We start from the raw sequence: 24,148 nt of genomic DNA, 5'->3' as shown, positions 1-24,148 counted from the left end.
GGATTTTGATCTTTTTATATAGGTTTAGTAAATAAGTTCTACTAAAAATGAGTACAGCTAAATTAGATGATTCGACACAAAGACCACTATACGGTGAAAGAATTATTGAAGAATCAAAAATAATTTGTTTCGAGAATCCAAATAAGAAAAGAATTTATGAAATTTCTATCCAGTTACCTGAATTCACATGTAAGTGCCCCTTTTCTGGTTATCCAGATTTTGCAAAGCTAAATATTATTTATCAACCTAATTTGAGAGTCTATGAGTTGAAGTCTTTAAAGCTTTATATTAATTCTTTCAGAGATGTGAAAATATCGCACGAGGAAGTTGTTAATAGAATTATGGATGATTTATTGATTGCAGGCTCACCGCACTGGATACATTTAAATGCTGCATTTAACCCCAGAGGTAATGTTTCTATGCAGTTAGATATTTTTAGTGGACAGAAAAGAAATTAAATTTTTTTAATTTCTTCTGATAATTTAAGAAATTCTTTTTTAAAACCAACTAGATTTTTATTGCTAAGGCCTCCAATAGATAACTTTTGTGATTCTTTATTTACCAGAATCCATAATTGGTTAGTTGGTATAAGACTTATTATTGTTCCAAAAATTATTAAAATAAAAGAAAAGTAAATAAATGGTATAGACGGATCATTTTTAATTATTAAACCACTGCTTGGGATTATTTTTTTCAGAGATACTTTTGAAGAATTAACTTCTAAAGGATTATCATTGATATAGAAATTATTCCCGGAAAAATTTTCTATATTAGAAATTTTAAGTGGACCATTTTCATTATCTATTGTTAAAAGGAAATTTTTTTTAGTCTCCGATCCTAATTCAATTAAAACTCCCCAAACTTGATTACCGATTTCGGGAATCTCCTTTAATTGTAATTGATAAAGGATATTATCTATTTCTAAAACAACATTTGATATCGCCCAATCTGCTTGATAAATAGTTAATCCTTTAAACCTGATTGGGTGATTAACTTTGGTGGTTTTTATTTCATTTAGATTTAGATCTTCAGAAGAAAAATTTAATTTTGAAATAAACTGTTTGGGTACACCATCACTTTCTCGTTCTATAGAAAAATCGACTAATTTTACATTGGCTTTTGAGTTTGTGCTCTCATTAACAAGATCCAAAGTTTCTCCAGGCAGTAAATATTGTTCTTTTGATTGACTTGTAAAACTTCCATATGCTGAGCCTATAAGTAAGACTATTAATCCGATATGTACAACTAAAGGACCGATTTTTCCAATTAAACCCCTTCTTGCAGAAATATGACTTTTAAATTTGTATGTTTTCCATCCTCTTTTTTTAAGTAATAAATCTACTTTTGAAATATGTTCTCCATCTTGATTGATTTGCTGACTCGTAGTTAGTTGCAGTTGGCTAAATTTTTTTTCGCTCTTGTATTCAATCCATTTTAATGAAGCTTTTAATGAAGGGATTTGCCTCCTGAAACTACAAGCTGCTAGAGAAATGCAAAGAAGAATTAATGTAAATAAAAACCAAAAGCTTGTATATATATGATCCAATTGAAGTTTTAAGACTTTTTCTCCATCTAAAAATCCAAAAATGGGAGCACTATCGAAATTATCAATATAAAATTTATTACTACTACCTTGAGGTATAAAAGTACCTATGCCGCTTGTAATAGCTATGAAGATTATCAGTGATATGGCGAATCTTAAACTTGATATTTTTAATATTAGATTCTTAAAAATAATCATTTAAATCCAATTTGATATTAAATTTAATAACCCTAGGGAAACTAAAAATATCCCACTTAAAGTCGGAATTATTTGACTAAATTTTCTAAGCGCTAAAAATTGTTTTAAGTTTTCTGCAGTAGCTCCTGCAACGATTAATGGGGTTACTTGGCCTATCCCAAAGAAAAATAAAAAAATAATAGATATTGTTGGATTTTTAGCTTGCGATACCCAAGCTAGAAGGGTTGCTAAAACTGGAGTAATACAAGGTGAAGAGGCTAGTCCAAAAGTAGTTCCTATTGCAAAAGGAGCTATAAATGTTGGTATTTTATCTTCAATTATTTTTAAATCAGGTCCATTAGGTAACTGAAACTTTAGAATTCCTAATAAATTTAAACCCATTATTATTGCTATCAAGGCAACGACCGAAGTGTAATAAGATGGGATTTGCCCGTATATCTTTCCTAAAAATCCACTAGCAGCTCCTAATATAACGAGTGAAAAAACAACCCCTCCTGAAAAACTAATAAGTTTAAATTGATTTTTCTCTGTTCCTCCTATATAAGCAATAGTGATTGGTAGTAATGATAATGAGCATGGGCCAAGACTCGTTAAAAGTCCTGCGCTGAAAACCAAAAATATAGTAAATGGGCCAGGATTATTAAGGCCATTCTGCATAAGCAGATTACCCTTTTGAGATAATTCTGAAATAACTAAATTAAATGATTCGATAGCTTGACTTAAATCTTATAAATTCTAACTAATTAAGAGTCTTTCGTGAACTAATAATACCTATAAATCCTGTTGATTCTAATGAACATCTCAATAACATTCCTGCAATAAAAAAAGATGCGATTAATGAATTACCACCATAACTAATAAAAGGTAATGGTAAGCCGGTTGTAGGCATTGAACCTGTTGCTACAGCGATATGCATTATTGATTGACCTGTTAACAATACACCACATCCGATAGCAACTAATTTTGTATAATTATTCCTGCACTTAAGAGCAATTCTTAAACTTATATAAGAGAAAACTGCTAGAAAACCTAGGAATAAAGTACACCCTAACAAACCAAATTCTTCAGCAAAAATGGCAAAAATAAAATCTGTGTACATAAAAGGTAGGTACTGTAATTTTTGTATAGACAAGCCAAAACCTTGACCAAATAAACCACCTGAACCTATGGCTAATAAACTTTGAACCAATTGAAATCCACTTTCCTGTTGATCTTCCCAAGGATTAATAAATGAAGTAACTCTAAGTTTTTGATATTCGTTATTGAGGATACTAATACATCCAGTAATAAATCCTAATGAGGCAAATGAGCAGAGCGAACTTAGTTTTACACCTCCACATAAACCCATTACCCAAAAAAGAATTCCAGTTAATGATGCAGTACTTAAATTAGGCTGCTTTAGTATTAAAAAAATTAATAATCCAAAAGAGAATATTGAAATTAATTTTTTATCATTCTTAATCAGATTCCAATGAGCGAAAAGGTTAGAAGCCTCAAGAATTAGAAAAGGTTTTATTAATTCAGATGGTTGCAATCGTAAATTTCCTATTACTAACCATCTTGAAGATCCATTTACTGTAATTCCAGTAATATTAGTTAGGAAAATTAAAAAGAATAAAACATAAAAAATAATCCTTGAAAATTTCAAAAGATTTCTGATGTTTGTATTAAGAACGAAATAAAATAGACCAATGCCTGGAATTGTCCAAATAATTTGTTTTTTAAAAAAGTAAGCCCAGTTTCCCATTTCCCTACTAGCAACCCACCAACTTGATGATCCTAGAATACATATTCCTAGTATTGACCAAATTCCAATAATGATTATGAGGATTTTTGCCTCATAAGGCCATATCGTCCAAGGTAAAGGAAATATTGATTCTCTTAAATTGTTTGGATTCTTTTTGTAATTTGAACTAATGTTTTTTTTTCTTTTAGAAATTCTTTTATATTTAATTTTTTCTTGACTTATCTCCAATTGTTTAGCTCTATATGTACTATTGAGACGTTAAATTGAGATTTTGCCAAGTCTTTTATTAACGTTTTAAAGCGTAAACCACTTAAAAAGATGACCCTATATATTTTTTATTCATAAAATTAAACAAAAACATGGTTGATAGATTCATCACAAATCTTAAGAATTAATTTTTTATAAAAAAAAACTAGCTAAAAGGACCCTCTCCATGATAGATTCCGTGGGTTTATATACTTACTTCAAACCATTCAAAGGGGGTTTCTAAAGTATGTTCACATCAGTGGACTCAAATAGAAAAAAACTTGAACATCCTTCTAGTGAGAATGTTCCAATTTCACAATCCTTAGACAATCCGATCATCAATGAGAGTAAATCAGTCATTGCCAGTCAATTAGACAATTTGCTTTCTAAAAATGATGAATATACACAATTACAACTAACAATTTTTGGAATTACTTTTATTGTTTCTATTTTAGTTGCATCAATAACTGGAATTTTTCTCGGATTTACTTTTGGTTTTAGTATTTTTATTGGTGCAATTGCTGGTATTTTTTACTTACGTTTGCTTGCTAAAAGTGTAGGAAAATTGGGTAAGGAATCATCAGGTGTATCAAAATTGCAACTATTAGTTCCAGTTTGCCTCTTTATTTTTGCGAGCAAGCTAGGATCATTGGATATTTTTCCTGCAATGATAGGTTTTTTCATTTATAAACCTTCACTCATTTTTTATTTTTCACGTTCTTAAGTAAATTTTTTATTCAAATCAAATGTTATTTAATTCCTTGCTAACAAATTTTGCAGCATTAGAAGTTGGTCAACATCTTTATTGGCAAATTGGAAATATCAGACTTCATGGGCAGGTATTTTTGACATCTTGGATTTTATTAGGAGCGTTATTAGTTTTTATTTCTTTAGGAACTAAAAAAATGGAAAATGATCCTAAAGGGCTTCAAAACTTGCTTGAGTTTCTTTGGGATTACATAAGAGATCTTGCTAGGACTCAAATAGGTGAAAAAGTCTATAGAGATTGGATGCCATTCATAGGTACTTTATTTTTATTTGTATTTGTAAGCAATTGGGGAGGTGCTTTAATTCCTTGGAGATTGATTAAGTTACCCAGTGGAGAGTTGGGAGCACCTACCGCAGATATCAATACAACAATAGCCTTGGCTCTATTAGTTTCACTATCTTATTTCTATGCAGGTTTAAGTAATAAGGGTTGGAGATACTTCGAATACTATGTTCACCCAACTCCGATAATGCTTCCTTTTAAAATTCTAGAGGACTTTACTAAACCTTTATCACTATCTTTCAGGCTTTTCGGAAATATTTTGGCTGATGAACTTGTTGTTGGTGTTTTAGTCTTTTTAGTACCTCTAATTCTACCAATACCAGTTATGTTTCTAGGATTGTTTACTAGTGCAATTCAGGCATTGATTTTTGCAACCCTAGCGGCCTACTACATTGGAGAAGCTGTTGAAGAACATCATTAGCTTTCTTCTAATTTATTCAAACCCTTTTACAAAGGGTCTGTAATCTGGCAAAATATCTAATCGCGTAGGTCTGAAAATATCAGGCCCATTCTTAAATTACAAGGATGTCCAAGCGTGTATGACAAAAAAGATTTATCACAAGTATTAAGCTCTTTATTTCAAAATTATGGATTCGATTACTTCCGCTGCATCAGTTGTAGCTGCTGGTTTAGCAGTTGGCCTAGGTGCTATTGGCCCAGGTCTTGGACAAGGTAACGCAGCTCAAGGCGCTGTTGAGGGTATAGCCCGTCAACCAGAAGCTGAAGGTAAAATCAGAGGAACTCTTCTTTTATCATTCGCTTTCATGGAGTCATTAACAATCTATGGATTAGTTGTGGCTTTAGTACTACTTTTTGCGAATCCTTTTTCCTAAAAGTTAATATTGCTTCTATCTCCTTGATTAGCAATATTTAAATTTAATTTTTTAACTTCAACTGAATCATATGTTGGCCTTTAATTTTTTTGGTGCTACAGAAGGTGGATTATTTGATATAAATGCCACTTTGCCACTAATGGCGATCCAAGTAGTTGCTCTTACATATATATTAAATTCTCTCTTTTTTAAGCCAGTTGGCAATGTTGTTGAAAAAAGAGAAAAGTTTGTAAGTAACAACATTATTGAGGCCAAAAATAAACTTTCAGAGGTTAAAAAATTAGAAGCTGATTTATTAACTCAGCTTCAAAGTGCTCGTTCTGAAGCCCAAAGAATTGTGAGCGAAGCCGAGAATGAGTCTGACAAGCTTTATAAAGAAGCACTAGAACTTGCTAACAATGAAGCAAATGCTTCAAAAGAAAAAGCAAGACTAGAAATTGAAAGTCAGACATCTGCTGCTCGTGATCAACTTTCTAAACAAGCTGATGATTTAAGCGAACTTATTGTTAATAGATTGATTCTAAAAAAATGAATTTAACTCTTTTAGCTACAGAAGGTTTTGGATTAAATTTGAATTTATTCGAAACTAATATCCTTAATTGGGCTGTAGTGGTCTTTGGCCTTTATAAATTTTTGCCTGGTTTTCTAGGTAAAATGCTTCAAAAAAGAAGAGAAGGAATTCTTCTTGAATTAAAAGATGCTGAAGATCGACTCATGAATGCTACTAAAGCTCTAGAGAAGGCAAAGAAAGACTTATCTTCAGCAGAAGAGAAAGCTAGTAAAATTAAAGCAGATTCCCTTAAAAGATCTGAATCAATCAGAATGGAAAGTGAGAAAAAAGCAATTGAAGAGATGGCACAAATTAAACAAAGTGCAATCTCTGATGAAAGCTCTGAAGCATCCAGAGCAATTTCTCAACTTCGAAAAGAGGCTGTTGAACTGGCAATTAAAAAAGCTTTAGATTCTCTCCCAAATCGACTTGATTCAGCAACACAAGAAAATTTGGTAACTCAATCAATTAACAATATTGAGGTGAATTAATGCCACTTTTAAATTCAGTTACCACACCATATGCTGAGGCATTACTTCAAGTTGTAAATGAAAATTCGCAAATTGAAGAGATGGTTTTAGAGGTTAAAGAACTTCTAGAATTATTAAATGATTCCCCTGAATTGGAGAAGGCACTATCTTCGCCAATTTTAGAAACAGAAGCTAAGAAGAAAATCATTATTGAAATCTTTTCAAATAAGGTTAATTCTTCATTACTAAATTTCTTAAAATTATTGGCTGATAGGCAAAGAATTGGAATTCTTACATCTATTCTTAATAGATTTTTAGAGATTTACCGAGAAAATAGTAATATTGCTTTAGCAACTGTTACTTCTGCAGTCGAGCTTACTGATGAACAGAAAGGTTTAATTACCCAAAAGATCGTCAATATCGCTGGAACTGAAAAATTAGAACTTGTAACTAAAATCGACCCATCGCTTATTGGTGGTTTCGTCGCAAGTGTAGGATCTAAAGTAATTGATGCTTCTCTTGCTTCACAAATTAGAAAACTTGGTTTGTCACTATCCAAGTAACTTTTAAATCAACCTTAAATTCTTAAATCCATGGTATCTATACGACCTGACGAAATCAGTTCAATCTTAAAACAGCAAATAACTGATTATGACCAATCTGTAAGTGTTAGCAATGTAGGAACTGTTCTGCAAATAGGTGATGGCATTGCAAGAATATATGGCTTAGATCAGGTCATGGCTGGTGAGTTATTGGAATTTGAGGATGGTACCGAAGGTATAGCTTTAAACCTTGAAGATGATAATGTTGGAGCCGTTTTAATGGGTGAAGCACTGGGCGTTCAAGAAGGAAGTAATGTAAAATCTACTGGTAAAATAGCATCTGTTCCTGTTGGCGAGGCAATGCAAGGAAGAGTAGTTAATCCTCTAGGACAGCCAATAGATGGTAAGGGCGAAATTCCAACAAGTGATACGAGATTGATAGAGGAAATGGCTCCTGGGATTATCAAGAGAAGATCAGTACATGAACCAATGCAAACCGGCATAACGTCTATTGATGCAATGATTCCTGTGGGAAGAGGTCAAAGGGAACTTATAATTGGTGACAGACAAACTGGAAAGTCTGCAATTGCAATTGATACAATAATCAACCAAAAAGGTCAAGATGTCGTATGTGTTTATGTTGCTATTGGTCAGAAATCAGCTTCTGTAGCAAATGTGGTTGAGGTCTTAAGAGAAAAAGGAGCCCTTGATTATACGATTGTTGTTAGTGCAGGAGCATCTGAAGCCGCAGCTTTACAATACTTGGCTCCATATACTGGTGCTGCAATAGCTGAGCACTTTATGTACCAAGGTAAAGCAACACTAGTTATTTATGATGATTTAACTAAGCAAGCTCAAGCTTATAGACAAATGTCTCTCCTTTTGAGAAGGCCACCAGGAAGAGAAGCTTATCCTGGAGATGTTTTTTATTGTCATAGCAGATTACTTGAAAGGGCAGCAAAATTATCTGATGATATGGGCGGTGGTTCAATGACAGCATTACCAATTATTGAAACCCAAGCTGGTGATGTTTCTGCGTATATTCCAACAAATGTTATTTCAATTACTGATGGACAAATATTCTTGAGTGCAGATTTATTCAACTCAGGATTAAGACCAGCCATTAATGTAGGTATTTCAGTTAGCAGAGTTGGAGGAGCTGCTCAAACAAAGGCAATTAAGAAAATTGCTGGAACACTTAAATTAGAATTAGCTCAATTTGATGAATTAGCTGCATTTTCTCAATTCGCTTCTGATCTTGATGAGGCTACTCAACAACAACTAGAAAGAGGGAAAAGATTAAGAGAGTTACTAAAACAAGCACAATTCTCACCATTAAATCTTGCTGAACAAGTTGCAGTTGTGTATGCAGGGGTTAAAGGACTTATTGACGAAGTTCCAGTTGAAGACGTAACTAAGTTTGCTGCTGAACTTAGAGAATATCTTAAGTTGAATAAAGCAGAATTTATTGAGGAGATTCTTAAAGAGAAGAAATTAAATGATGGCTTAGAAGCAACACTCAAAGAGGTAATAAAAGAAGTTAAATCTTCAATGCTTGCCACAGTTTAAATTTATTTAAGGAAATATCATGGCAAATCTTAAAGAAATTAGAGATCGAATTGTTTCTGTTAAAAACACACGAAAAATAACAGAAGCTATGAGATTAGTTGCAGCTGCAAAAGTTAGGAGGGCACAAGATCAAGTTCTTAAGAGTAGACCTTTCGCGGATAAACTTGCTCGAGTTTTAGAAAATATTCAATCTAGAGTTCAGTTTGAATCTGTAGATTCTCCTCTTTTATCAAAAAGAGATGTAAAAACAATTTCTTTGGTATGCATAACTGCTGATAGAGGATTATGTGGAGGATATAATACCAACATAATAAAGAAGGTAGAAATTAGGTATGCAGAGTTGATTAAACAAGGTTATGAACCAAATTTGATCTTAGTTGGGAAAAAGGCAATAGGTTACTTCCAAAATAGGAAAGATAGATACACAATTAAAAGCATATTTAAAGAGCTAGAACAGGTACCAACTGCAAAAGACTCTGAAGGAATAACTAATGAAGTGTTAGCTGAATTTTTATCCGAAAATGCTGATAGGGTAGAGATTATTTATACTAAATTCATCACTCTTGTAAGCTGTGCGCCAGTAGTCCAAACATTGTTGCCACTAGACCCTCAAGGTATTGCAGATGAAAATGATGAAATTTTTAGGTTAACAACTAAAGATAGTAAGTTACTCGTTGAAAAATCAAATATTGAAAAAAGTGATTCAGAGAAGTTGCCTTCAGATATTGTCTTTGAACAAAGTCCTGATCAATTATTAGATTCCCTATTACCACTATATTTACAGAATCAGGTACTCAGAGCTCTTCAAGAGTCGGCAGCTTCAGAGCTTGCATGTAGGATGACTGCCATGAATAATGCGAGTGATAATGCCAAAGAATTAGCAAGTAGCTTGAATCTAACCTATAACAAAGCTAGACAAGCTGCTATTACGCAAGAAATATTAGAAGTTGTAGGAGGTTCAGCAGTTTAGCGAGAAGATTACAATATGCCTGAATACAATATCAAGGTGCAATTTGAGCAAAAAACTTTTAGTTTTTTATGTCCTGAAGATCAAGATGTGATTTCAGCAGCAAAAATAAATGGAATAGATTTACCAAGTAGTTGTTGTTCAGGAGTTTGTACAAGTTGCGCAGCAATAATTTCAGAAGGATCTGTTAAGCAAGAAGATGCTATGGGATTAAATGATGATTTGAGAGAAAAGGGTTTTGCTCTGTTGTGTGTGGCATATCCAGAGTCAGATTTGCATGTTGTTATTGGTGATCAAGTTGAAGATGATTTATATAATGATCAATTTGGTAAATATCAAAAATGAAATTAAGTTTGGTTGATTTTTATATGGATTGGCCAGTTTCAATAAAATTAAAAAATTTAAGGGAATATATTATTTCAAATTTAGAAAAAAAAGGTGATGTAATTAGATGGTCAATTGTTGATATTCAAAATTCTATTGACTCTTATGGTGCTAAAAAACTTAAAATTAGAGCTGTCTTAGCTAATTAAATAAGAATATAATTTGAAAAATTTTATTTTATGGAAATTTCACCAACAATATTCATTATTCCAACTGGCATAGGTTGCGAGATTGGAGGTTTTGCTGGGGATGCACTTCCTACCGCCAAATTATTAGCATCGGCAAGTGGATGTTTAATTACTCATCCAAATGTTATGAATGGTGGGAATCTTGCTGAAAAAGAGCAAAATATTTTTTATGTTGAGGGTTATAGTTTAGATCGACTTGCTAAAGGAGAAATTGCTTTAAAAATTGTAAAGGAACAGAAAATTGGGATAATTTTTGATTCAGGCATTGAAAATGAAATATTAGTAAGACATATACAAGTTGCTGATGCGTGTGTTTCTACTTTAGGTATTAACGTTCATTCTTATGTGGTTACAAAACAACCTTTAAGCATAGTTATTGATTCTGACTCGTCAAAAATTAGTGGTGGCATAATTGAAAATCCTGATACTTTAATTGATGCTGGTAAATGTTTAATAGAAAAAGGAGTAACCGCAATAGCAATAGTGGCAAGGTTTCCTGATGATTCAGATTCTCCAGAAACAAATATTTATCGAGAGGGAAAAGGGGTTGATCCTATCTCTGGAGTTGAAGCGGTTATAAGTCATTTGATAAGCAAATTCTTAAAAGTTCCCTGTGCTCACGCACCCGCTTTAAATCCAATTGAGTTGAATGAAAATTTAGATCCTCGCGCTGCAGCAGAAGAGATAGGATATACCTTTTTACCATCAGTATTGATTGGTTTAAGCAATGCTCCTGACATTGTTGAATTACCTAATAATAATGAATTAATCTCATTACACCCTAATCAAATTGAATCTATTGTCGTTCCTAACGGGGCACTAGGAGGCGAAGCAGTACTAGCAGGGATTGAAAAAGGCTTAAATATTATCTCTGTAAAAAATCAAAATACATTAAAAGTGACGAATGAGTTTTATGATTATCCCAATCTTTTTGAAGTGGATAATTATTTAGAAGCTGCAGGTATAATTCTTGCTATCAAAAAAGGTATCAACCTTAGGTCAATTAAACGGCCTTTGAAAAAAATCCAAGAATGTTTTCATCCCATAAATAACATGAAGTAAGTTTGGGTTGCTATAAAGAAATTGCTATTGGAACTCTCCAGTCACTTCCTAATGATTGACTGCTAAGTTTTAGAATTGGAGGAGCCTGCTTTCTTTTGAATTCCGCTTTTTTTATAAGTGAGATTATTTTTAAAATTAATTCTTTTTTATAACCATCTACTTCAAGTTGTTTTAAATCTTTTTTCTCTTCAATAATTCCTTTAAGAATATTATCTAAAATGGAATATTCTGGGAGAGAATCAGTATCTAATTGATCAGGGCCCAATTCAGCACTTGGAGCTTTCCTACGAATATTTTCTCCAATTATATTTACATTAGTATCTAACATATATGATTTTCTATGATTAATTGAATCTTTACTATCCAGCCAATTACATAATCTAAAAACATTAGTTTTATATAAATCCCCAATTACAGATAACCCTCCATTCATATCACCATAAAGTGTGCAATATCCTACGGCTAGTTCCGATTTATTACCTGTTGAAAGTAATAAATGCTTTTCTTGATTTGCTAAAGCCATCAGAAGCGTCCCTCTTATCCTTGATTGAATATTTTGATTTGTTATTTCAGCCATCTCGAAATCTATGCTTTTTATAAAAGATTCTTCAAATGAGTTCATCAGGTTTTCAATTGGGATGGTATTGAAATTTATCTTTAATCTTTTCGCTATATCTTTAGCATCACTTTTTGAATGAGATGAGCTCCATTTAGAAGGCATTGAGACACAATAAACATTATTACTGCCAAGAGCAGCTGTCGCAATTGCCGAAACTATTGCTGAATCAATGCCGCCACTTAGTCCAATTAAAGCCGTTTTAAATCCACATTTTTTAGCATAATCTTTAACACCAAGGACTAATGCATCAAAAATTGATGACATCTCAGAGTTTTTAAATATATTTTTTTCAGGTTTTATATGCTCAATTTCCCAACTAAAGAGATCTTCTGAAAAAGATTTTAATTGCTTAATTTTAGATCCATTCTTATCAAGAATAAAACTATTACCATCAAAAATTAAATTATCATTTGCTCCAATCTGGTTTACATATATAAGCGGTACTTGAAGATATTGGGCAGCAAAACTGGAAACTTTGGATCTTAGTTCTAACTTTTTGAAAGTATATGGTGAGGCCGATAAATTCACTAAAATATCAACTTTTTTTTTCTTTAAATCAACAATGGGATTTTTTTTATGAATACCTCTACCTTCTATATCTTTGTTGACCCATAAATCCTCACATATAGTAAAGCCAATTCGCAAAGTTTTATTTTTAATTTTTTTTATCAATATGGAAACTTTTTCTTCTGATCTAAAGTATCTTTTCTCATCAAATACTTCATAGGTGGGAAGAATAATTTTACGAGCAATTATTTTCCATTCACCCCGCTCAAGCAATGCAATAGAATTATAAAGATTTGGGAAAAAAGAATCATTTATTATCTCAGCTATCCCTACTGTGATACTCAAGTTCCCATATTTTTTATTAATATCTAAAGCTAATTGGTCAAGAATTTGATATTGATTTTTGATTAAATTTTTTTTTAGAAGTAGGTCATTTGCTGGATATCCCCATAATGATAATTCTGGAGTGAGAACTAAATCAGCAGAAGTTGAGCTAGCTTTCGAAGCAACATCAAGTATTTTTTTTGCATTGCCCTGTAAATCTCCAACAATTGGATTAATTTGAGCAAGGAAAAACTTCATTCAACTAATTTAGTGGAGCTATATAAATTATTCTTCTTAACTATATCTATTAATGACGTTGGTAAATTAGAAGAATTAAAATTTAATCTAAAATTAGAACTTGAAGAGTCTGGGATTTTGATGTTTGAAATCTTAAATTTCACTTTATAAGTTTCAAGCATTTTAAGAGTATTTGATTCAACAGGATATCCCTCTCTTAAAATTATAAAAAAACTTACCGCCTCAATAATTTCATTAAAATTTTTCCAGTAGAAAATATCATTCATTAAATCACTCCCAATAACAAAATCTAAATTATTAAATTCATAAATTTTTTTACATTTTTTGATTGACTCTATTGACCATTGGCTACTAACACTTTGATTAAATAAAATTTTAGGATTATCTAAATCTTCGATAAGAGTTTTTAATAAATAACTACGAATTGAGATATCCTCTTTGTGCTTTTTGTTGGGGTTGTTGCTCACATAACCAATGGTAAAAGTATAAATTTTGGATAATTCTTCAAGTATCTTTTTATGACCTATGGTAGGTGGATCTGCACTAGTTCCAAATAATGCAATACTTTTTCCCATGTTAATTTTTAAGGCAGAGAACTAACAAAATTATTATTTAAATTTCTATTTGATAAATAAATATTTATGTGCTTAAAAATCTCTGGTTCATTAAAAGTTATATTTTGAATCATTATAGAGGGATCCATAAACGAAACTTTGCTTCTTATAAATATCTCTTTGGCTGCTAATTTCCCAAGGATTTTTGTAGAATGCACTGCGATTCCTGCTTGAATAATTGCTATAGGTCCATAGGGTAATAAGGAAAGCCCGTTAGTGAAAGGTACTGTTAATAAAATTACTTTTTTAATAAGGTTGAAAGATGTGTTAACACCTACTTGAGTGAATCCCAAAAATAAATTATTAATGGATATTTGTTTAAATATTTTTCTTGTAGATTCACCCTTCAAATTCAAGCCGTAAATCTTACTTAATTCGCTAATCAATGCTGTATCTATTGCAAAACTACCAGCAACATCAAACAAAATAAAAGGATTAAGAGCTACTGCTGATGCCTTTATGGTTGAAAATTTACCAATGGCTGACTGAGCTAATTTTTGCCTTCTTTTTAATCTTTGCCCTTTTATCTGTAGAAACAATCTGTCAGCAAATTGAAGAGAATTAAGTGTTAATAAAATTTCTCCATGTTGAGTTAATATTTTTGAAATGTAGTTTTTAAGATTGTTTTCATGATTAATAATTATTGGAATATTTAAATTTTTTGGTAGCTTAAATTTTATATTTTCTATTATTTCTTTTAATTCATTTTTTTTAAAAAGATCAATTTTATTTAAAATTACAATAATTTTTTTTCCATCTTTAATAAAGGAGCTGATTTCACTCACTTCATTTCTATTGATATCTCCTGCAACTACAAATAAAATAAGATCTGAATGATTTATACGAGAGTAGATTTTATCTGGGAATTTAATATCGCAGAAATCAAATCCTGGGGAATCTAGTAACTCTATACTTTTGAGAGTTTGATCTTTAAGGGGCCATTCTTCTGCCTGTATTTCTCTTGTAGAACCATTGATAATATCTGTTTTGAATACGTCTTTATTTAATAAAAAATTTAAAACAGAGGATTTACCTACTCCTGATTTACCATAGATGCCAATTCTTATTTTTTTTTCTTTAAGCCTAAAAAGTTGCTGATTAAAAGCAATTATTTGTTTATTAAAAAAACTTTTCTCATAGTTGCTAAGATCTAAAGTCTCCCACCAATTTTTTAAAATTAAATAATTTTTATTCATTTTTAATTGTTTCATAATTTATTTTTCCACCAACCAGCCAATACAGATAACACAGCTTCTGCCCCGATAATTCCCACGAATCCACCAAATTCATCTACTACTACTTTCACTCCTTTATGGTCCTTGTCAAATCTTGTTAATAATTGATCTGCCTTAATCATTTCGGGAATGTAGTCCACAGGCTCGCAAATTTCTGATAATAATTTTTTATTTTCCCCATTAATTAATTCTGATAACATATTTTCACGTTTTACTACCCCTTGTATTTTGTCAACTTTATCTCCCAAAATAACCCACCATGGGGACTCATTTGACATTATGAGTTTTGAAATGTCATCAAGATTAGAAGACCCATCAAGACAAGGTGCTGATACTCTGGGGATCATTAAATCTTTAGCTTTTAAATCATTTAATTGAAAAACCTTAAATATCATTGCTGCCTCATCGGCCTCTATAAAACCTTTCTGACTTCCAATTTTTGCCATTTGTCTTATTTCTTCTTCATCAGTTGAAATTTCATTTTCTGCAGTAATTACTGGAAATATTTGCTCTATTAATATTAAGAAAGGCCGCATCAAAGTATTTAATATTCTCAGGATTGGAACGGATAATAATGCTATTTGTACTGAAAATCTTGTGCCAAGAGCTTTGGGTAGTACTTCTCCAACTAAAACAACTAATATATAAAAAACAATTGAAAAAAGAGTTAAGCCATAATTACTATTAATTACCCATGCTCCATATACTCCTAAAATAAGACTGCCAATTATGTTGAATCCATTATTAGTAATTGTAATTACAGTTAATGTTCTACCAAGATGTTTTCTAAGTTTAAGGAGTTGATTCGCAGAACTTTTAGGCTTCTGTTTTGAGGCTATTTCTAAAATCCTAATTGAATTTACAGCTAAAAAAGCCGCTTCTACTCCCGAACAACATGCTGACCCAATTAAAATAATAACTATAAGTAAAATTAAACCGTAAACACTTGGTTCCATTAAGATAGATTAAATACTACATCTGTTTAATTCATTCTTCCATTTTTTTTTTAAACACGCCAATACACAATTTATGTTTAAACCTAACAATAAAGTTTTTGAAGAAAGAAGAGAAATTTTCCTAGAAAAATTAGCTGGAAAAGCTGCTATTATACCCGGGGCTAACCTTGTTAAACATCATGCAGATTGTGAATATCCTTTTAGACAAGATAGTAATTTTTGGTATTTAACTGGTTTTGATGAGCCGGATGCAGTCGCTCTTTTCTTATCGCATAAGCCAAAGGGAGAGAGATTTATTTTGTTTGTTGCTCCTAAAGATGTTACAAGCGAAGTTTGGCATGGCTTTAGATGGGGTTTAGAAGGCGCCGAAAAAGAGTTTAAGGCTGATAAGGCTCACTCAATAAATGAACTAAGAGATTTACTACCAGGTTATGTAAATGGTTCTGATGAACTTGTTTTTTCAATTGGTAAGAACCCATTAATTGAGAAAATAGTACTGGATTTATTTTCACAACAACTTGAAAATCTTTCAAGATTGGGGATTGGTGCAAATTCTATAAAATCTCCAGAAATTTATTTAAATGAGATGAGATTAATTAAAAGTGAATTTGAAATTAAGAGAATGAGAGAGGCTATACAAATTTCAGCAGAAGCTCATGAACTAGTTAGAGAATCTATCTCATCTAAGAAAAATGAAAGACAAATTCAGGGTCTTATAGAGGGTTTCTTTCTGGAAAAAGGGGCGAGAGGACCGGCTTATAATTCTATTGTTGCTTCAGGAGATAACTCTTGTATTTTGCATTACACTAAAAATAACTCACCCTTGAACAAGGAAGATTTATTATTGGTAGATGCTGGCTGCTCACTAACTGATTATTACAATGGTGATATTACAAGAACTATTCCAATTGGCGGCAAATTTTCTAAAGAGCAAAAAATTATTTATGAAATTGTATTGCGTGCACAGAAAAATGCTATTAAAAGTGCTGTAACTGGATCAAATTCTAGTACTGTTCATAATGTCGCTTTAACAATTCTGATAGAAGGATTAAAAGAAATTAGTTTATTATCGGGGAGTACTGAGGAGATAATTGAGAATCAATCATACAAACATCTTTATATGCATAGAACAGGACATTGGCTAGGCTTAGATGTTCATGATGTTGGAGCATACAGAATGGGAGACTATGAAGTTCCATTACAGAATGGAATGATTCTTACGGTAGAACCTGGTATTTATATAAGTGACAGGATCCCAGTGCCTGAGGGACAACCTAATATTGATCAGAAATGGAAAGGCATTGGTATAAGAATTGAAGATGATGTTCTTGTTAAAGATAAAAACCCAGAAGTTTTAAGTATTGCTGCACTTAAAGAAATTTCTGATTTAGAATTTTAAAATTTGACTTATCTAGTTAATAGATTTATTTTTTATAAAGCTTAAAGTTTACAAATGAATAAGTCAGATTCATATGATTCGAAACTCTCTCAAGCAAGAGGTTTGGCTAGTCAGCTTGGAATGTTTGCGGAAGAAAACGATATCCCTAAAGATCTTTGGGATTCACTGGAAGCTACAATTTATGATTTTTATAAAGTTTCTCATGATAGATAAAAATTCTGTTTAGAAAGTATCAATAACTAAAATCAAGAAATTTTGAATAAATCAATCAAAATGTGACCATAAACTGATAAATTATTTATTGAACATAAATAATTGAATGACCTCATCAGATAAGTTAAATCAAAATTCAACAGAAAAAAAAGAAAAAAACAGTGATGACACAAAATCTAAAAGTTCTTCTCCTAATTCAGGAATGATGGGTGCTTCAGCTGTATTAGCAGCAGCCACAATTGATGAAGATGGCGTACCTAGTGGTTATACCCCTAAACCTGATGAAGGAAGGTTTATTATTAAAGTGTTGTGGTTACCTGATAATGTTGCTTTAGCTGTTGATCAAATAGTAGGGGGAGGCCCAAGCCCTCTCACGGCTTATTATTTTTGGCCAAGAGATGATGCTTGGGAAAAGTTGAAAAGTGAACTAGAGAATAAAGGTTGGATTACAGATAATGAAAGGGTTGAAATATTGAATAAAGCTACAGAAGTAATAAATTATTGGCAAGAAGAAGGTAAAACAAAGAAATTAGAAGAAGTCAAGTTAAAGTTTCCCGAAGTAACTTTTTGTGGAACTGCTTAAAAGTTAGTTCTTTGCAGCTTGAATCCTTGCCTCGGCCTTTGAAATCTCTTTCAAGGCTTTGATCTTTTCAGGATTTTTTTCATTTCCTGAGATCTTACTAATTGCTAATTTTGCTTCTTTAAGATCTTGTTCAGCATTTTGAACATTAATTTCAGATCCAATTTCTGCATTATTTACTAAAACTATTACTTCATCTGATTCAATTTCAGCAAAGCCCCCCATTAAAGCTATTGATTTCCACTGAGAATTCATTCTTAGCCTTAAAACACCAATATCTATAGCCGTAACTAAAGAAATATGTCCTGGAAGTACCCCAAGTTGCCCAGTTGTACTTGGAAGGATTACTTCTTCAGCTTCACCTTGATAAACATTCTTATTAGGAGCTAAAACTTTAAGAGAAATTGCCATAAATCTAAAATTATTAAAGGTTTAAATATTAAATATATATATTTATTTTTCTGACTTTATTTTTTCAGCCTTTGCTTTGACTTCATCAATGTTACCAACTAAGTAAAATGCCTGTTCGGGTAAATCATCTAATTCACCTGACAAAATCATGTTGAAACCAGCTATGGTATCTTCTAATTTTACGTATTTACCAGACATTCCTGTAAATATTTCTGCTACGAAGAAAGGTTGGGAAAGGAATTTTTCAATTTTTCTAGCCCTATCTACTGTTAATCTATCTTCTTCAGAAAGTTCATCTAAACCTAGAATTGCAATAATATCTTGAAGTTCTTTGTATCTTTGTAAAGTTGATTGAACAGCTCTAGCGGTTTTGTAATGCTCGTCGCCAACAACCGATGGTTGAAGCATAGTACTTGTTGAGTCTAATGGGTCAACTGCTGGATAAATTCCCTTAGCTGCAAGAGCTCTAGCAAGCACAGTAGTAGCATCTAAATGGGCAAAGGTTGTTGCTGGAGCAGGGTCAGTTAGGTCATCAGCAGGCACGTAAACAGCCTGAATTGAGGTTATTGATCCTTCTAATGTAGATGTAATTCTCTCTTGCAATTCACCAACATCAGTTCCAAGAGTTGGTTGGTATCCAACTGCCGAAGGCATTCTTCCAAGTAAAGCGGATACTTCAGAGCCAGCTTGAACAAATCTAAAAATGTTATCAACAAAAAGTAAAACGTCTTGTTTATTTACATCTCTAAAATGTTCAGCCATTGTAAGTGCAGATAAACCTACTCTCATTCTTGCACCAGGTGGCTCATTCATCTGTCCAAAACATAAGGCAACTTTTGATTGAGTTAAATCATCTGCATTAATAACCCCAGATTCTTTAAATTCTTCATATAAATCATTCCCTTCTCTGGTTCTTTCTCCTACACCTCCAAAAACAGAAACTCCACCATGTTCCTTCGCAATATTATTAATTAACTCTTGAATAAGAACCGTCTTCCCAACACCAGCTCCTCCAAATAATCCAACTTTACCTCCTTGTCTATATGGAGCTAAAAGATCGATAACTTTAATTCCTGTTTCAAAAACTTTTGGCTTGGTTTCTAGGTCAGTTAATTTTGGAGCAGCTCTATGAATTGGTGCTGTATCTTTAGTATTTACTGGCCCTTGTTCGTCTACTGGTTCTCCTAAAACATTAAATATTCTTCCTAAAGTTGCTTCTCCTACAGGTACTGATATTGGTGCGCCTGTGTCCATTGCCTCCATGCCTCTTACAAGGCCGTCTGTGCCACTCATTGCTACTGCTCTGACTCTATGATCACCTAAGAGTTGTTGAACCTCTGCAGTGAGCGCTATTTCTTGTCCAGCAGGATTTTTTGCTTCAATTCTTAAAGCATTTAATATTTTAGGTAATTTTCCGGCTGGGAATTCTACATCTAGAACTGGGCCAATTACCTGACGAACTACGCCTTTTGTTTTTGAAGAAGTTGATGGAGTTGCTACCATTTTTTATTGATTGGTGATAAATAGCTGATTTTAAACAGCTCATAATCCGAAAATACTACCATCTTATGGGTAGATTCGTTAAATGGGTTCGGCCACCCGCACAGTTAAAGTATGGTTTAATTGCTGCTTAGCGGATTATGTTGTTGAAGATACGGATAGAGAATTTCTCTTTCCATTTTTTATGACGCAAAGCGTCTCAATCATGATCCTCCATTAATCTATGGCAGCTGTTTCACTTACAGTCTCTACAGTTAAACCACTGGGAGATAGAATATTTATTAAAGTTTCCGCATCTGAGGAAAAAACTGCTGGGGGCATTCTTTTGCCTGATACAGCTAAAGAAAAACCACAGGTGGGAGAAGTTGCTCAGGTAGGTCCTGGGAAACTTAATGACGATGGTTCTCGACAAACTCCTGAAGTGAGTATTGGCGATAAAGTCTTGTACAGCAAATATGCTGGAACAGACATCAAATTGGGAGGAGATGAATATGTCTTGCTCTCGGAAAAAGATATTTTAGCTGTAGTCGGCTAAAATATTTGTTTCAAAAATTATTAAAACTTATTACTAAATTGCTGCCTAAACATGGCTAAAAGAATTATTTACAATGAGCAAGCTCGTAGAGCGCTCGAGAGAGGGATTGATATCCTTGCTGAGTCTGTGGCTGTAACGCTTGGACCAAAAGGAAGAAATGTTGTTTTAGAGAAAAAATTTGGTGCTCCACAAATCATTAATGATGGTGTAACAATCGCTAAAGAGATTGAACTTGAAGACCACATTGAGAACACAGGTGTTGCACTAATCAGACAAGCCGCATCAAAAACAAATGATGCTGCTGGAGATGGCACTACAACTGCCACTGTTTTAGCGCATGCAATGGTTAAAGCAGGTTTGAGAAATGTTGCTGCGGGAGCTAATGCAATTACCCTAAAAAAAGGAATTGATAAAGCTACTGAGTTTCTTGTTGGTAAAATTCAGCAAAATTCTAAACCTATCAGCGATAGTAATGCCATTGCTCAATGCGGAACAATTGCTGCTGGGAATGACGAAGAAGTTGGTCAAATGATTGCTAATGCAATGGACAAAGTTGGTAAAGAAGGCGTAATTTCCTTAGAAGAGGGAAAATCAATGACCACTGAATTAGAAGTTACTGAGGGCATGCGCTTTGATAAAGGCTACATTTCACCTTACTTCGCAACAGATACAGAGAGAATGGAGGCTGTTTTAGATGAACCATATATTCTTCTGACTGATAAAAAAATTGGCTTAGTACAAGATTTAGTTCCTGTTTTGGAACAAATAGCTAAAACTGGTAAGCCACTAGTCATTATTGCAGAAGATATAGAAAAAGAGGCTTTAGCCACTCTTGTTGTTAATAGACTAAGAGGTGTCTTAAATGTTGCGGCAGTAAAAGCTCCTGGATTTGGTGATAGAAGAAAAGCCATGCTTGAAGATATGGCTGTTCTAACTAATGGTCAACTCATTACTGAGGATGCAGGCTTGAAACTAGAAAATGCTACTTTGGATATGCTTGGAACTGGTAGAAGAATAACTATCAACAAAGAGACTACAACTATAGTTGCCGAAGGAAATGAGCAAGCAGTTAATGCTAGATGTGATCAAATTAAGAAGCAAATGGATGAAACAGATTCCTCATACGATAAAGAAAAGCTTCAAGAACGTCTAGCAAAATTAGCTGGAGGAGTAGCTGTGATTAAGGTTGGAGCTGCAACTGAAACTGAGATGAAGGATAAAAAACTTCGTCTTGAAGATGCTATTAACGCTACAAAAGCTGCTGTTGAAGAAGGAATTGTACCTGGCGGAGGAACAACTCTTGCTCATTTATCTCCAATTTTAAAAGATTGGGCTGATAAAAATTTAGAGGGAGAGGAATTAATTGGAGCCAACATTGTTGAAGCTTCACTCACTGCTCCTCTTATGAGAATTGCAGAGAATGCAGGCTCCAATGGTGCTGTGATTGCTGAAAATGTTAAATCTAAGCCATTTAATGATGGATTTAACGCTGCTACTGGAGAATATGTAGATATGTCATCAGCTGGCATAGTTGATCCTGCAAAAGTTACTCGTTCAGGATTACAAAATGCATCTTCCATAGCCGGAATGGTTCTAACAACTGAATGCATAGTTGCAGATTTACCTGAGAAAAAAGATTCATCGGCTCCTACAGGAGCTCCAGGTATGGGCGGTGACTTTGATTATTAACTAAAAAATAGTTAATAAATTAATCTTTTAACTTAAGGGATCATTGAAAATGATCCCTTTTTTTTAACTTTATGAAATCCAGCCAGCGCTAAGAATAATTGCGAGACTCAAAAATATAACTAAAAAAGTCCATGTTATTTTGTTAAGAGATGCCTCTGCACTACTTGCGCTGTTGAACATTGAGCTTCCACTGGCAGCTATTCCTCCCATTCCATCACCTTTGGGACTATGAAGTAAAACTAAAAGTATCAGGAGAAGTCCAGAAAATACCCATATCCAACTAAAAATTTGAATCATTGCTTAAAAGACTTGTATAAACTTTAAACGTGTTGTACTACCTTATTATAACCCTTTAACTCGATCCCTTTAATTAGAGACTTTCCTGTCATTTCTTTTGGGATTGGTAGATTTAATAACTGTAATAAAGTGGGTGCAATATCTGCTAACCCAGCATTCTCCCTTAAATAAATCTCATTTCCCATATTTGGGATTTTTCTTTTCTCACCCTCAATAAAAATTAATGGAACTCTATTGATAGTGTGTGCCGTCCATGGTTCTCCTGCAGGGCCTTTCATTACCTCAGCGTTACCATGATCTGCTGTTATAAGAATACTACCACCCATTTCGCCAGTAGCATTAACTATTTGACCTATACATTTATCTACTTTTTCAATAGCTTTAATTGTTGCATCCATATTGCCTGTATGCCCCACCATGTCAGGATTAGCAAAATTGATTACAACAAAAGCATATTCTCCACTTTTAATTGCTTTAGAGCAACTAATAGTTAATTCTTCCGCAGACATTTCGGGTTCCATATCATAAGTTGCGACTCTTGGAGATGGAATTAAATGTCTCTCTTCTCCAGGTAAAGGAATTTCTACCCCCCCATTGAAAAAATATGTTACGTGAGGATATTTTTCTGTTTCTGCAGTTCTGTATTGCTTGAGTCCGTTTTCTGAAACTATTTGTCCGATAAAATTATTGAGAGATTCAGGAGGAAATGCAACTTTAACGGGGAAGTTTGGGTCATATTGAGTAAAAGTAACTAAATCTAGATCTGGAAAACTTACTCTTTCAAAGTCTGAGAATTCCTTGTTTGAGAGGGATTTGATTATTTGTCTTGCTCTGTCTGGACGGAAGTTAAAGCAAATTAAACTATCCCCATCCTTAAGATAATTTTCAGACAGTCTTATGGGTTCTATAAATTCATCGGTGATGTTTTTTTTATAACTATTTTTTATGTGCTCATGAGGAGAAATAATTGTTGTTTTTATATTTGGATCAGTCAAATTAGTATACGCTTTTTCTGTTCTATCCCATAAAAGATTTCTATCCATTATCCAGTATCTTCCGCAAATAGAGGCTATCTCACCAGTATTGAATTTTTTTATGCATGACTCTATTTGATTTAGATATTTAGAGGCACTTTTTGCGGGCGTATCTCTTCCATCGGTAATAATATGAATTGCAACTTTTTTGATTCCATTATCAGATGCCCATTTTATTAAACCTAATAAATGATCAATATGACTATGTACTCCTCCATCAGAGCATAATCCAGTGATATGCAAAGTAGAATTGTGTTTCTTTAATGAATGAGCCATCTCTTTTAACTCATTAACCAAGCCTAACTGATTATTTTTTACGACATTTGAAATCCTTACAAGTTCTTGTTGGATTATTCTCCCAGAACCAATGGTAAGGTGCCCCACCTCTGAATTACCCATTTGACCATCTGGTAGGCCTACATCTGATCCACTAGCACTTATTAAAGTGTGAGGATATCCATGCCATAATGAATCCATGATAGGCGTATTGGCACTTTTTATAGCATTGTCGGATATATCTTCTCTATGCCCCCATCCATCTAGTATTGCAAGAACTACAGGGCTCTGAGGAACACTTAATCTATTTATATTTTTGCTGCTAATCTTTGGCATATTTAGATCAAATTC

Annotated in this window: 28 protein-coding genes; 17 read left to right on the top strand and 11 right to left on the bottom strand. The window is 33.0% G+C overall.

Annotation, left to right across the window (positions count from 1 at the left end):
• The first annotated feature begins 47 nt into the window (after positions 1-47).
• Positions 48-458 carry a preQ(1) synthase gene (gene queF / locus HA146_RS08175; protein ID WP_209109054.1) on the top strand — a complete coding sequence of 137 codons (411 nt, stop codon included), beginning with the start codon at positions 48-50 and terminating at the stop codon, positions 456-458.
• Here queF and HA146_RS08170 read toward each other — a convergent pair.
• From HA146_RS08170 to HA146_RS08160, 3 genes are all read right to left on the bottom strand, one after another.
• Positions 455-1,741: a cytochrome c biogenesis protein ResB gene (locus HA146_RS08170; protein ID WP_209109053.1), complete on the bottom strand. Its 1,287-nt coding sequence runs from the start codon at positions 1,739-1,741 to the stop codon at positions 455-457. The genes queF and HA146_RS08170 overlap by 4 nt on opposite strands.
• On the bottom strand, positions 1,742-2,398 hold the full coding sequence (locus HA146_RS08165) for a cytochrome c biogenesis CcdA family protein (RefSeq protein WP_209109052.1): 657 nt from the start codon (positions 2,396-2,398) through the stop codon (positions 1,742-1,744).
• An 82-nt stretch (positions 2,399-2,480) separates the two neighbouring features.
• A complete protein-coding gene (locus tag HA146_RS08160) occupies positions 2,481-3,716 on the bottom strand; it encodes an FtsW/RodA/SpoVE family cell cycle protein (RefSeq protein ID WP_209109051.1) in 1,236 nt (411 codons plus the stop codon).
• Between the two features lie 265 nt (positions 3,717-3,981).
• Between HA146_RS08160 and HA146_RS08155 the strand changes: the two genes are divergently transcribed.
• The 11 genes from HA146_RS08155 to HA146_RS08105 all read left to right on the top strand — a co-directional run bounded on the left by HA146_RS08155 (position 3,982) and on the right by HA146_RS08105 (position 11,350).
• On the top strand, positions 3,982-4,458 hold the full coding sequence (locus tag HA146_RS08155; protein WP_209109050.1) for a hypothetical protein: 477 nt from the start codon (positions 3,982-3,984) through the stop codon (positions 4,456-4,458).
• A 22-nt stretch (positions 4,459-4,480) separates the two neighbouring features.
• Positions 4,481-5,206 carry a F0F1 ATP synthase subunit A gene (atpB, locus tag HA146_RS08150; protein ID WP_011377091.1) on the top strand — a complete coding sequence of 242 codons (726 nt, stop codon included), beginning with the start codon at positions 4,481-4,483 and terminating at the stop codon, positions 5,204-5,206.
• A 166-nt stretch (positions 5,207-5,372) separates the two neighbouring features.
• Positions 5,373-5,618, top strand: coding sequence for an ATP synthase F0 subunit C (gene atpE / locus HA146_RS08145; RefSeq protein WP_002805169.1), 246 nt, complete (start codon positions 5,373-5,375; stop codon positions 5,616-5,618).
• 70 nt (positions 5,619-5,688) lie between these two features.
• Positions 5,689-6,150 (top strand): F0F1 ATP synthase subunit B', encoded by a 462-nt coding sequence (locus tag HA146_RS08140; protein ID WP_209109049.1) that lies wholly within the window; start codon positions 5,689-5,691, stop codon positions 6,148-6,150.
• Positions 6,147-6,659: a F0F1 ATP synthase subunit B gene (locus tag HA146_RS08135; RefSeq protein ID WP_209109048.1), complete on the top strand. Its 513-nt coding sequence runs from the start codon at positions 6,147-6,149 to the stop codon at positions 6,657-6,659. The genes HA146_RS08140 and HA146_RS08135 overlap by 4 nt, the downstream gene beginning before the upstream one ends.
• Positions 6,659-7,201 carry an ATP synthase F1 subunit delta gene (gene atpH / locus HA146_RS08130; protein WP_209109047.1) on the top strand — a complete coding sequence of 181 codons (543 nt, stop codon included), beginning with the start codon at positions 6,659-6,661 and terminating at the stop codon, positions 7,199-7,201. Before HA146_RS08135 ends, atpH begins: the two co-directional genes overlap by 1 nt.
• Before the next feature lie 30 nt (positions 7,202-7,231).
• Positions 7,232-8,749: a F0F1 ATP synthase subunit alpha gene (gene atpA, locus HA146_RS08125; RefSeq protein ID WP_011377087.1), complete on the top strand. Its 1,518-nt coding sequence runs from the start codon at positions 7,232-7,234 to the stop codon at positions 8,747-8,749.
• Positions 8,750-8,768: 19 nt separating this feature from the next.
• A complete protein-coding gene (locus HA146_RS08120) occupies positions 8,769-9,719 on the top strand; it encodes a F0F1 ATP synthase subunit gamma (RefSeq protein WP_209109046.1) in 951 nt (316 codons plus the stop codon).
• A gap of 15 nt (positions 9,720-9,734) precedes the next feature.
• Positions 9,735-10,061 carry a 2Fe-2S iron-sulfur cluster-binding protein gene (locus HA146_RS08115; RefSeq protein WP_209109045.1) on the top strand — a complete coding sequence of 109 codons (327 nt, stop codon included), beginning with the start codon at positions 9,735-9,737 and terminating at the stop codon, positions 10,059-10,061.
• The gene (locus HA146_RS08110; RefSeq protein ID WP_209109044.1) at positions 10,058-10,249 is read left to right on the top strand and encodes a hypothetical protein; all 192 of its coding nucleotides are present in this window, start codon (positions 10,058-10,060) and stop codon (positions 10,247-10,249) included. The genes HA146_RS08115 and HA146_RS08110 overlap by 4 nt, the downstream gene beginning before the upstream one ends.
• Before the next feature lie 30 nt (positions 10,250-10,279).
• On the top strand, positions 10,280-11,350 hold the full coding sequence (locus HA146_RS08105; protein WP_209109043.1) for a DUF3326 domain-containing protein: 1,071 nt from the start codon (positions 10,280-10,282) through the stop codon (positions 11,348-11,350).
• Between the two features lie 10 nt (positions 11,351-11,360).
• Here HA146_RS08105 and HA146_RS08100 read toward each other — a convergent pair whose 3' ends face one another.
• From HA146_RS08100 to HA146_RS08085, 4 genes are read right to left on the bottom strand one after another with little or no spacing between them, the layout of a single operon-like run.
• Positions 11,361-13,058, bottom strand: a complete 1,698-nt coding sequence (locus HA146_RS08100; protein ID WP_209109042.1) for an NAD+ synthase — start codon at positions 13,056-13,058, stop codon at positions 11,361-11,363.
• Positions 13,055-13,633 carry a nicotinate-nucleotide adenylyltransferase gene (locus HA146_RS08095; protein WP_209109041.1) on the bottom strand — a complete coding sequence of 193 codons (579 nt, stop codon included), beginning with the start codon at positions 13,631-13,633 and terminating at the stop codon, positions 13,055-13,057. Before HA146_RS08095 ends, HA146_RS08100 begins: the two co-directional genes overlap by 4 nt.
• 8 nt (positions 13,634-13,641) lie before the next feature.
• On the bottom strand, positions 13,642-14,883 hold the full coding sequence (locus HA146_RS08090; RefSeq protein ID WP_209109040.1) for a GTP-binding protein: 1,242 nt from the start codon (positions 14,881-14,883) through the stop codon (positions 13,642-13,644).
• The gene (locus HA146_RS08085) at positions 14,880-15,863 is read right to left on the bottom strand and encodes a CNNM domain-containing protein (protein WP_209109039.1); all 984 of its coding nucleotides are present in this window, start codon (positions 15,861-15,863) and stop codon (positions 14,880-14,882) included. Before HA146_RS08085 ends, HA146_RS08090 begins: the two co-directional genes overlap by 4 nt.
• A gap of 73 nt (positions 15,864-15,936) precedes the next feature.
• On the opposite strand from HA146_RS08085, the gene HA146_RS08080 reads away from it, so the two are divergent.
• The 3 genes from HA146_RS08080 (at position 15,937) to HA146_RS08070 (ending at position 18,058) form a co-directional block, all read left to right on the top strand.
• Positions 15,937-17,262 (top strand): aminopeptidase P N-terminal domain-containing protein, encoded by a 1,326-nt coding sequence (locus tag HA146_RS08080; protein WP_209109038.1) that lies wholly within the window; start codon positions 15,937-15,939, stop codon positions 17,260-17,262.
• Between the two features lie 54 nt (positions 17,263-17,316).
• Complete coding sequence (locus tag HA146_RS08075) at positions 17,317-17,475, top strand: hypothetical protein (RefSeq protein WP_209109037.1); 159 nt, start codon at positions 17,317-17,319, stop codon at positions 17,473-17,475.
• Between the two features lie 106 nt (positions 17,476-17,581).
• On the top strand, positions 17,582-18,058 hold the full coding sequence (locus tag HA146_RS08070) for a 30S ribosomal protein PSRP-3 (RefSeq protein WP_209109036.1): 477 nt from the start codon (positions 17,582-17,584) through the stop codon (positions 18,056-18,058).
• Between the two features lie 3 nt (positions 18,059-18,061).
• On the opposite strand, the gene atpC is transcribed toward HA146_RS08070, so the two are convergent.
• Together atpC and atpD are read right to left on the bottom strand one after the other, a co-directional pair.
• On the bottom strand, positions 18,062-18,466 hold the full coding sequence (atpC, locus tag HA146_RS08065) for an ATP synthase F1 subunit epsilon (RefSeq protein WP_209109035.1): 405 nt from the start codon (positions 18,464-18,466) through the stop codon (positions 18,062-18,064).
• A 42-nt stretch (positions 18,467-18,508) separates the two neighbouring features.
• A complete protein-coding gene (gene atpD / locus HA146_RS08060; protein WP_209109034.1) occupies positions 18,509-19,969 on the bottom strand; it encodes a F0F1 ATP synthase subunit beta in 1,461 nt (486 codons plus the stop codon).
• Between the two features lie 220 nt (positions 19,970-20,189).
• On the opposite strand from atpD, the gene groES reads away from it, so the two are divergent.
• Positions 20,190-20,501 (top strand): co-chaperone GroES, encoded by a 312-nt coding sequence (gene groES, locus HA146_RS08055; RefSeq protein ID WP_032527362.1) that lies wholly within the window; start codon positions 20,190-20,192, stop codon positions 20,499-20,501.
• Positions 20,502-20,552: 51 nt separating this feature from the next.
• A complete protein-coding gene (groL, locus tag HA146_RS08050; protein WP_209109033.1) occupies positions 20,553-22,190 on the top strand; it encodes a chaperonin GroEL in 1,638 nt (545 codons plus the stop codon).
• Positions 22,191-22,259: 69 nt separating this feature from the next.
• Here groL and secG read toward each other — a convergent pair whose 3' ends face one another.
• The gene (gene secG, locus HA146_RS08045; RefSeq protein ID WP_032513304.1) at positions 22,260-22,487 is read right to left on the bottom strand and encodes a preprotein translocase subunit SecG; all 228 of its coding nucleotides are present in this window, start codon (positions 22,485-22,487) and stop codon (positions 22,260-22,262) included.
• Positions 22,488-22,510: 23 nt separating this feature from the next.
• The gene (gene gpmI / locus HA146_RS08040; RefSeq protein ID WP_209109032.1) at positions 22,511-24,133 is read right to left on the bottom strand and encodes a 2,3-bisphosphoglycerate-independent phosphoglycerate mutase; all 1,623 of its coding nucleotides are present in this window, start codon (positions 24,131-24,133) and stop codon (positions 22,511-22,513) included.
• Positions 24,134-24,148 lie beyond the last annotated feature (15 nt).

Source organism: Prochlorococcus marinus CUG1416, assembly GCF_017695965.1.
Taxonomy (GTDB): Bacteria; Cyanobacteriota; Cyanobacteriia; order PCC-6307; family Cyanobiaceae; genus Prochlorococcus_A.
The sequence above is the reverse complement of the archived record's forward strand: the minus strand, read 5'-3'. Positions and strand labels throughout refer to the sequence as shown.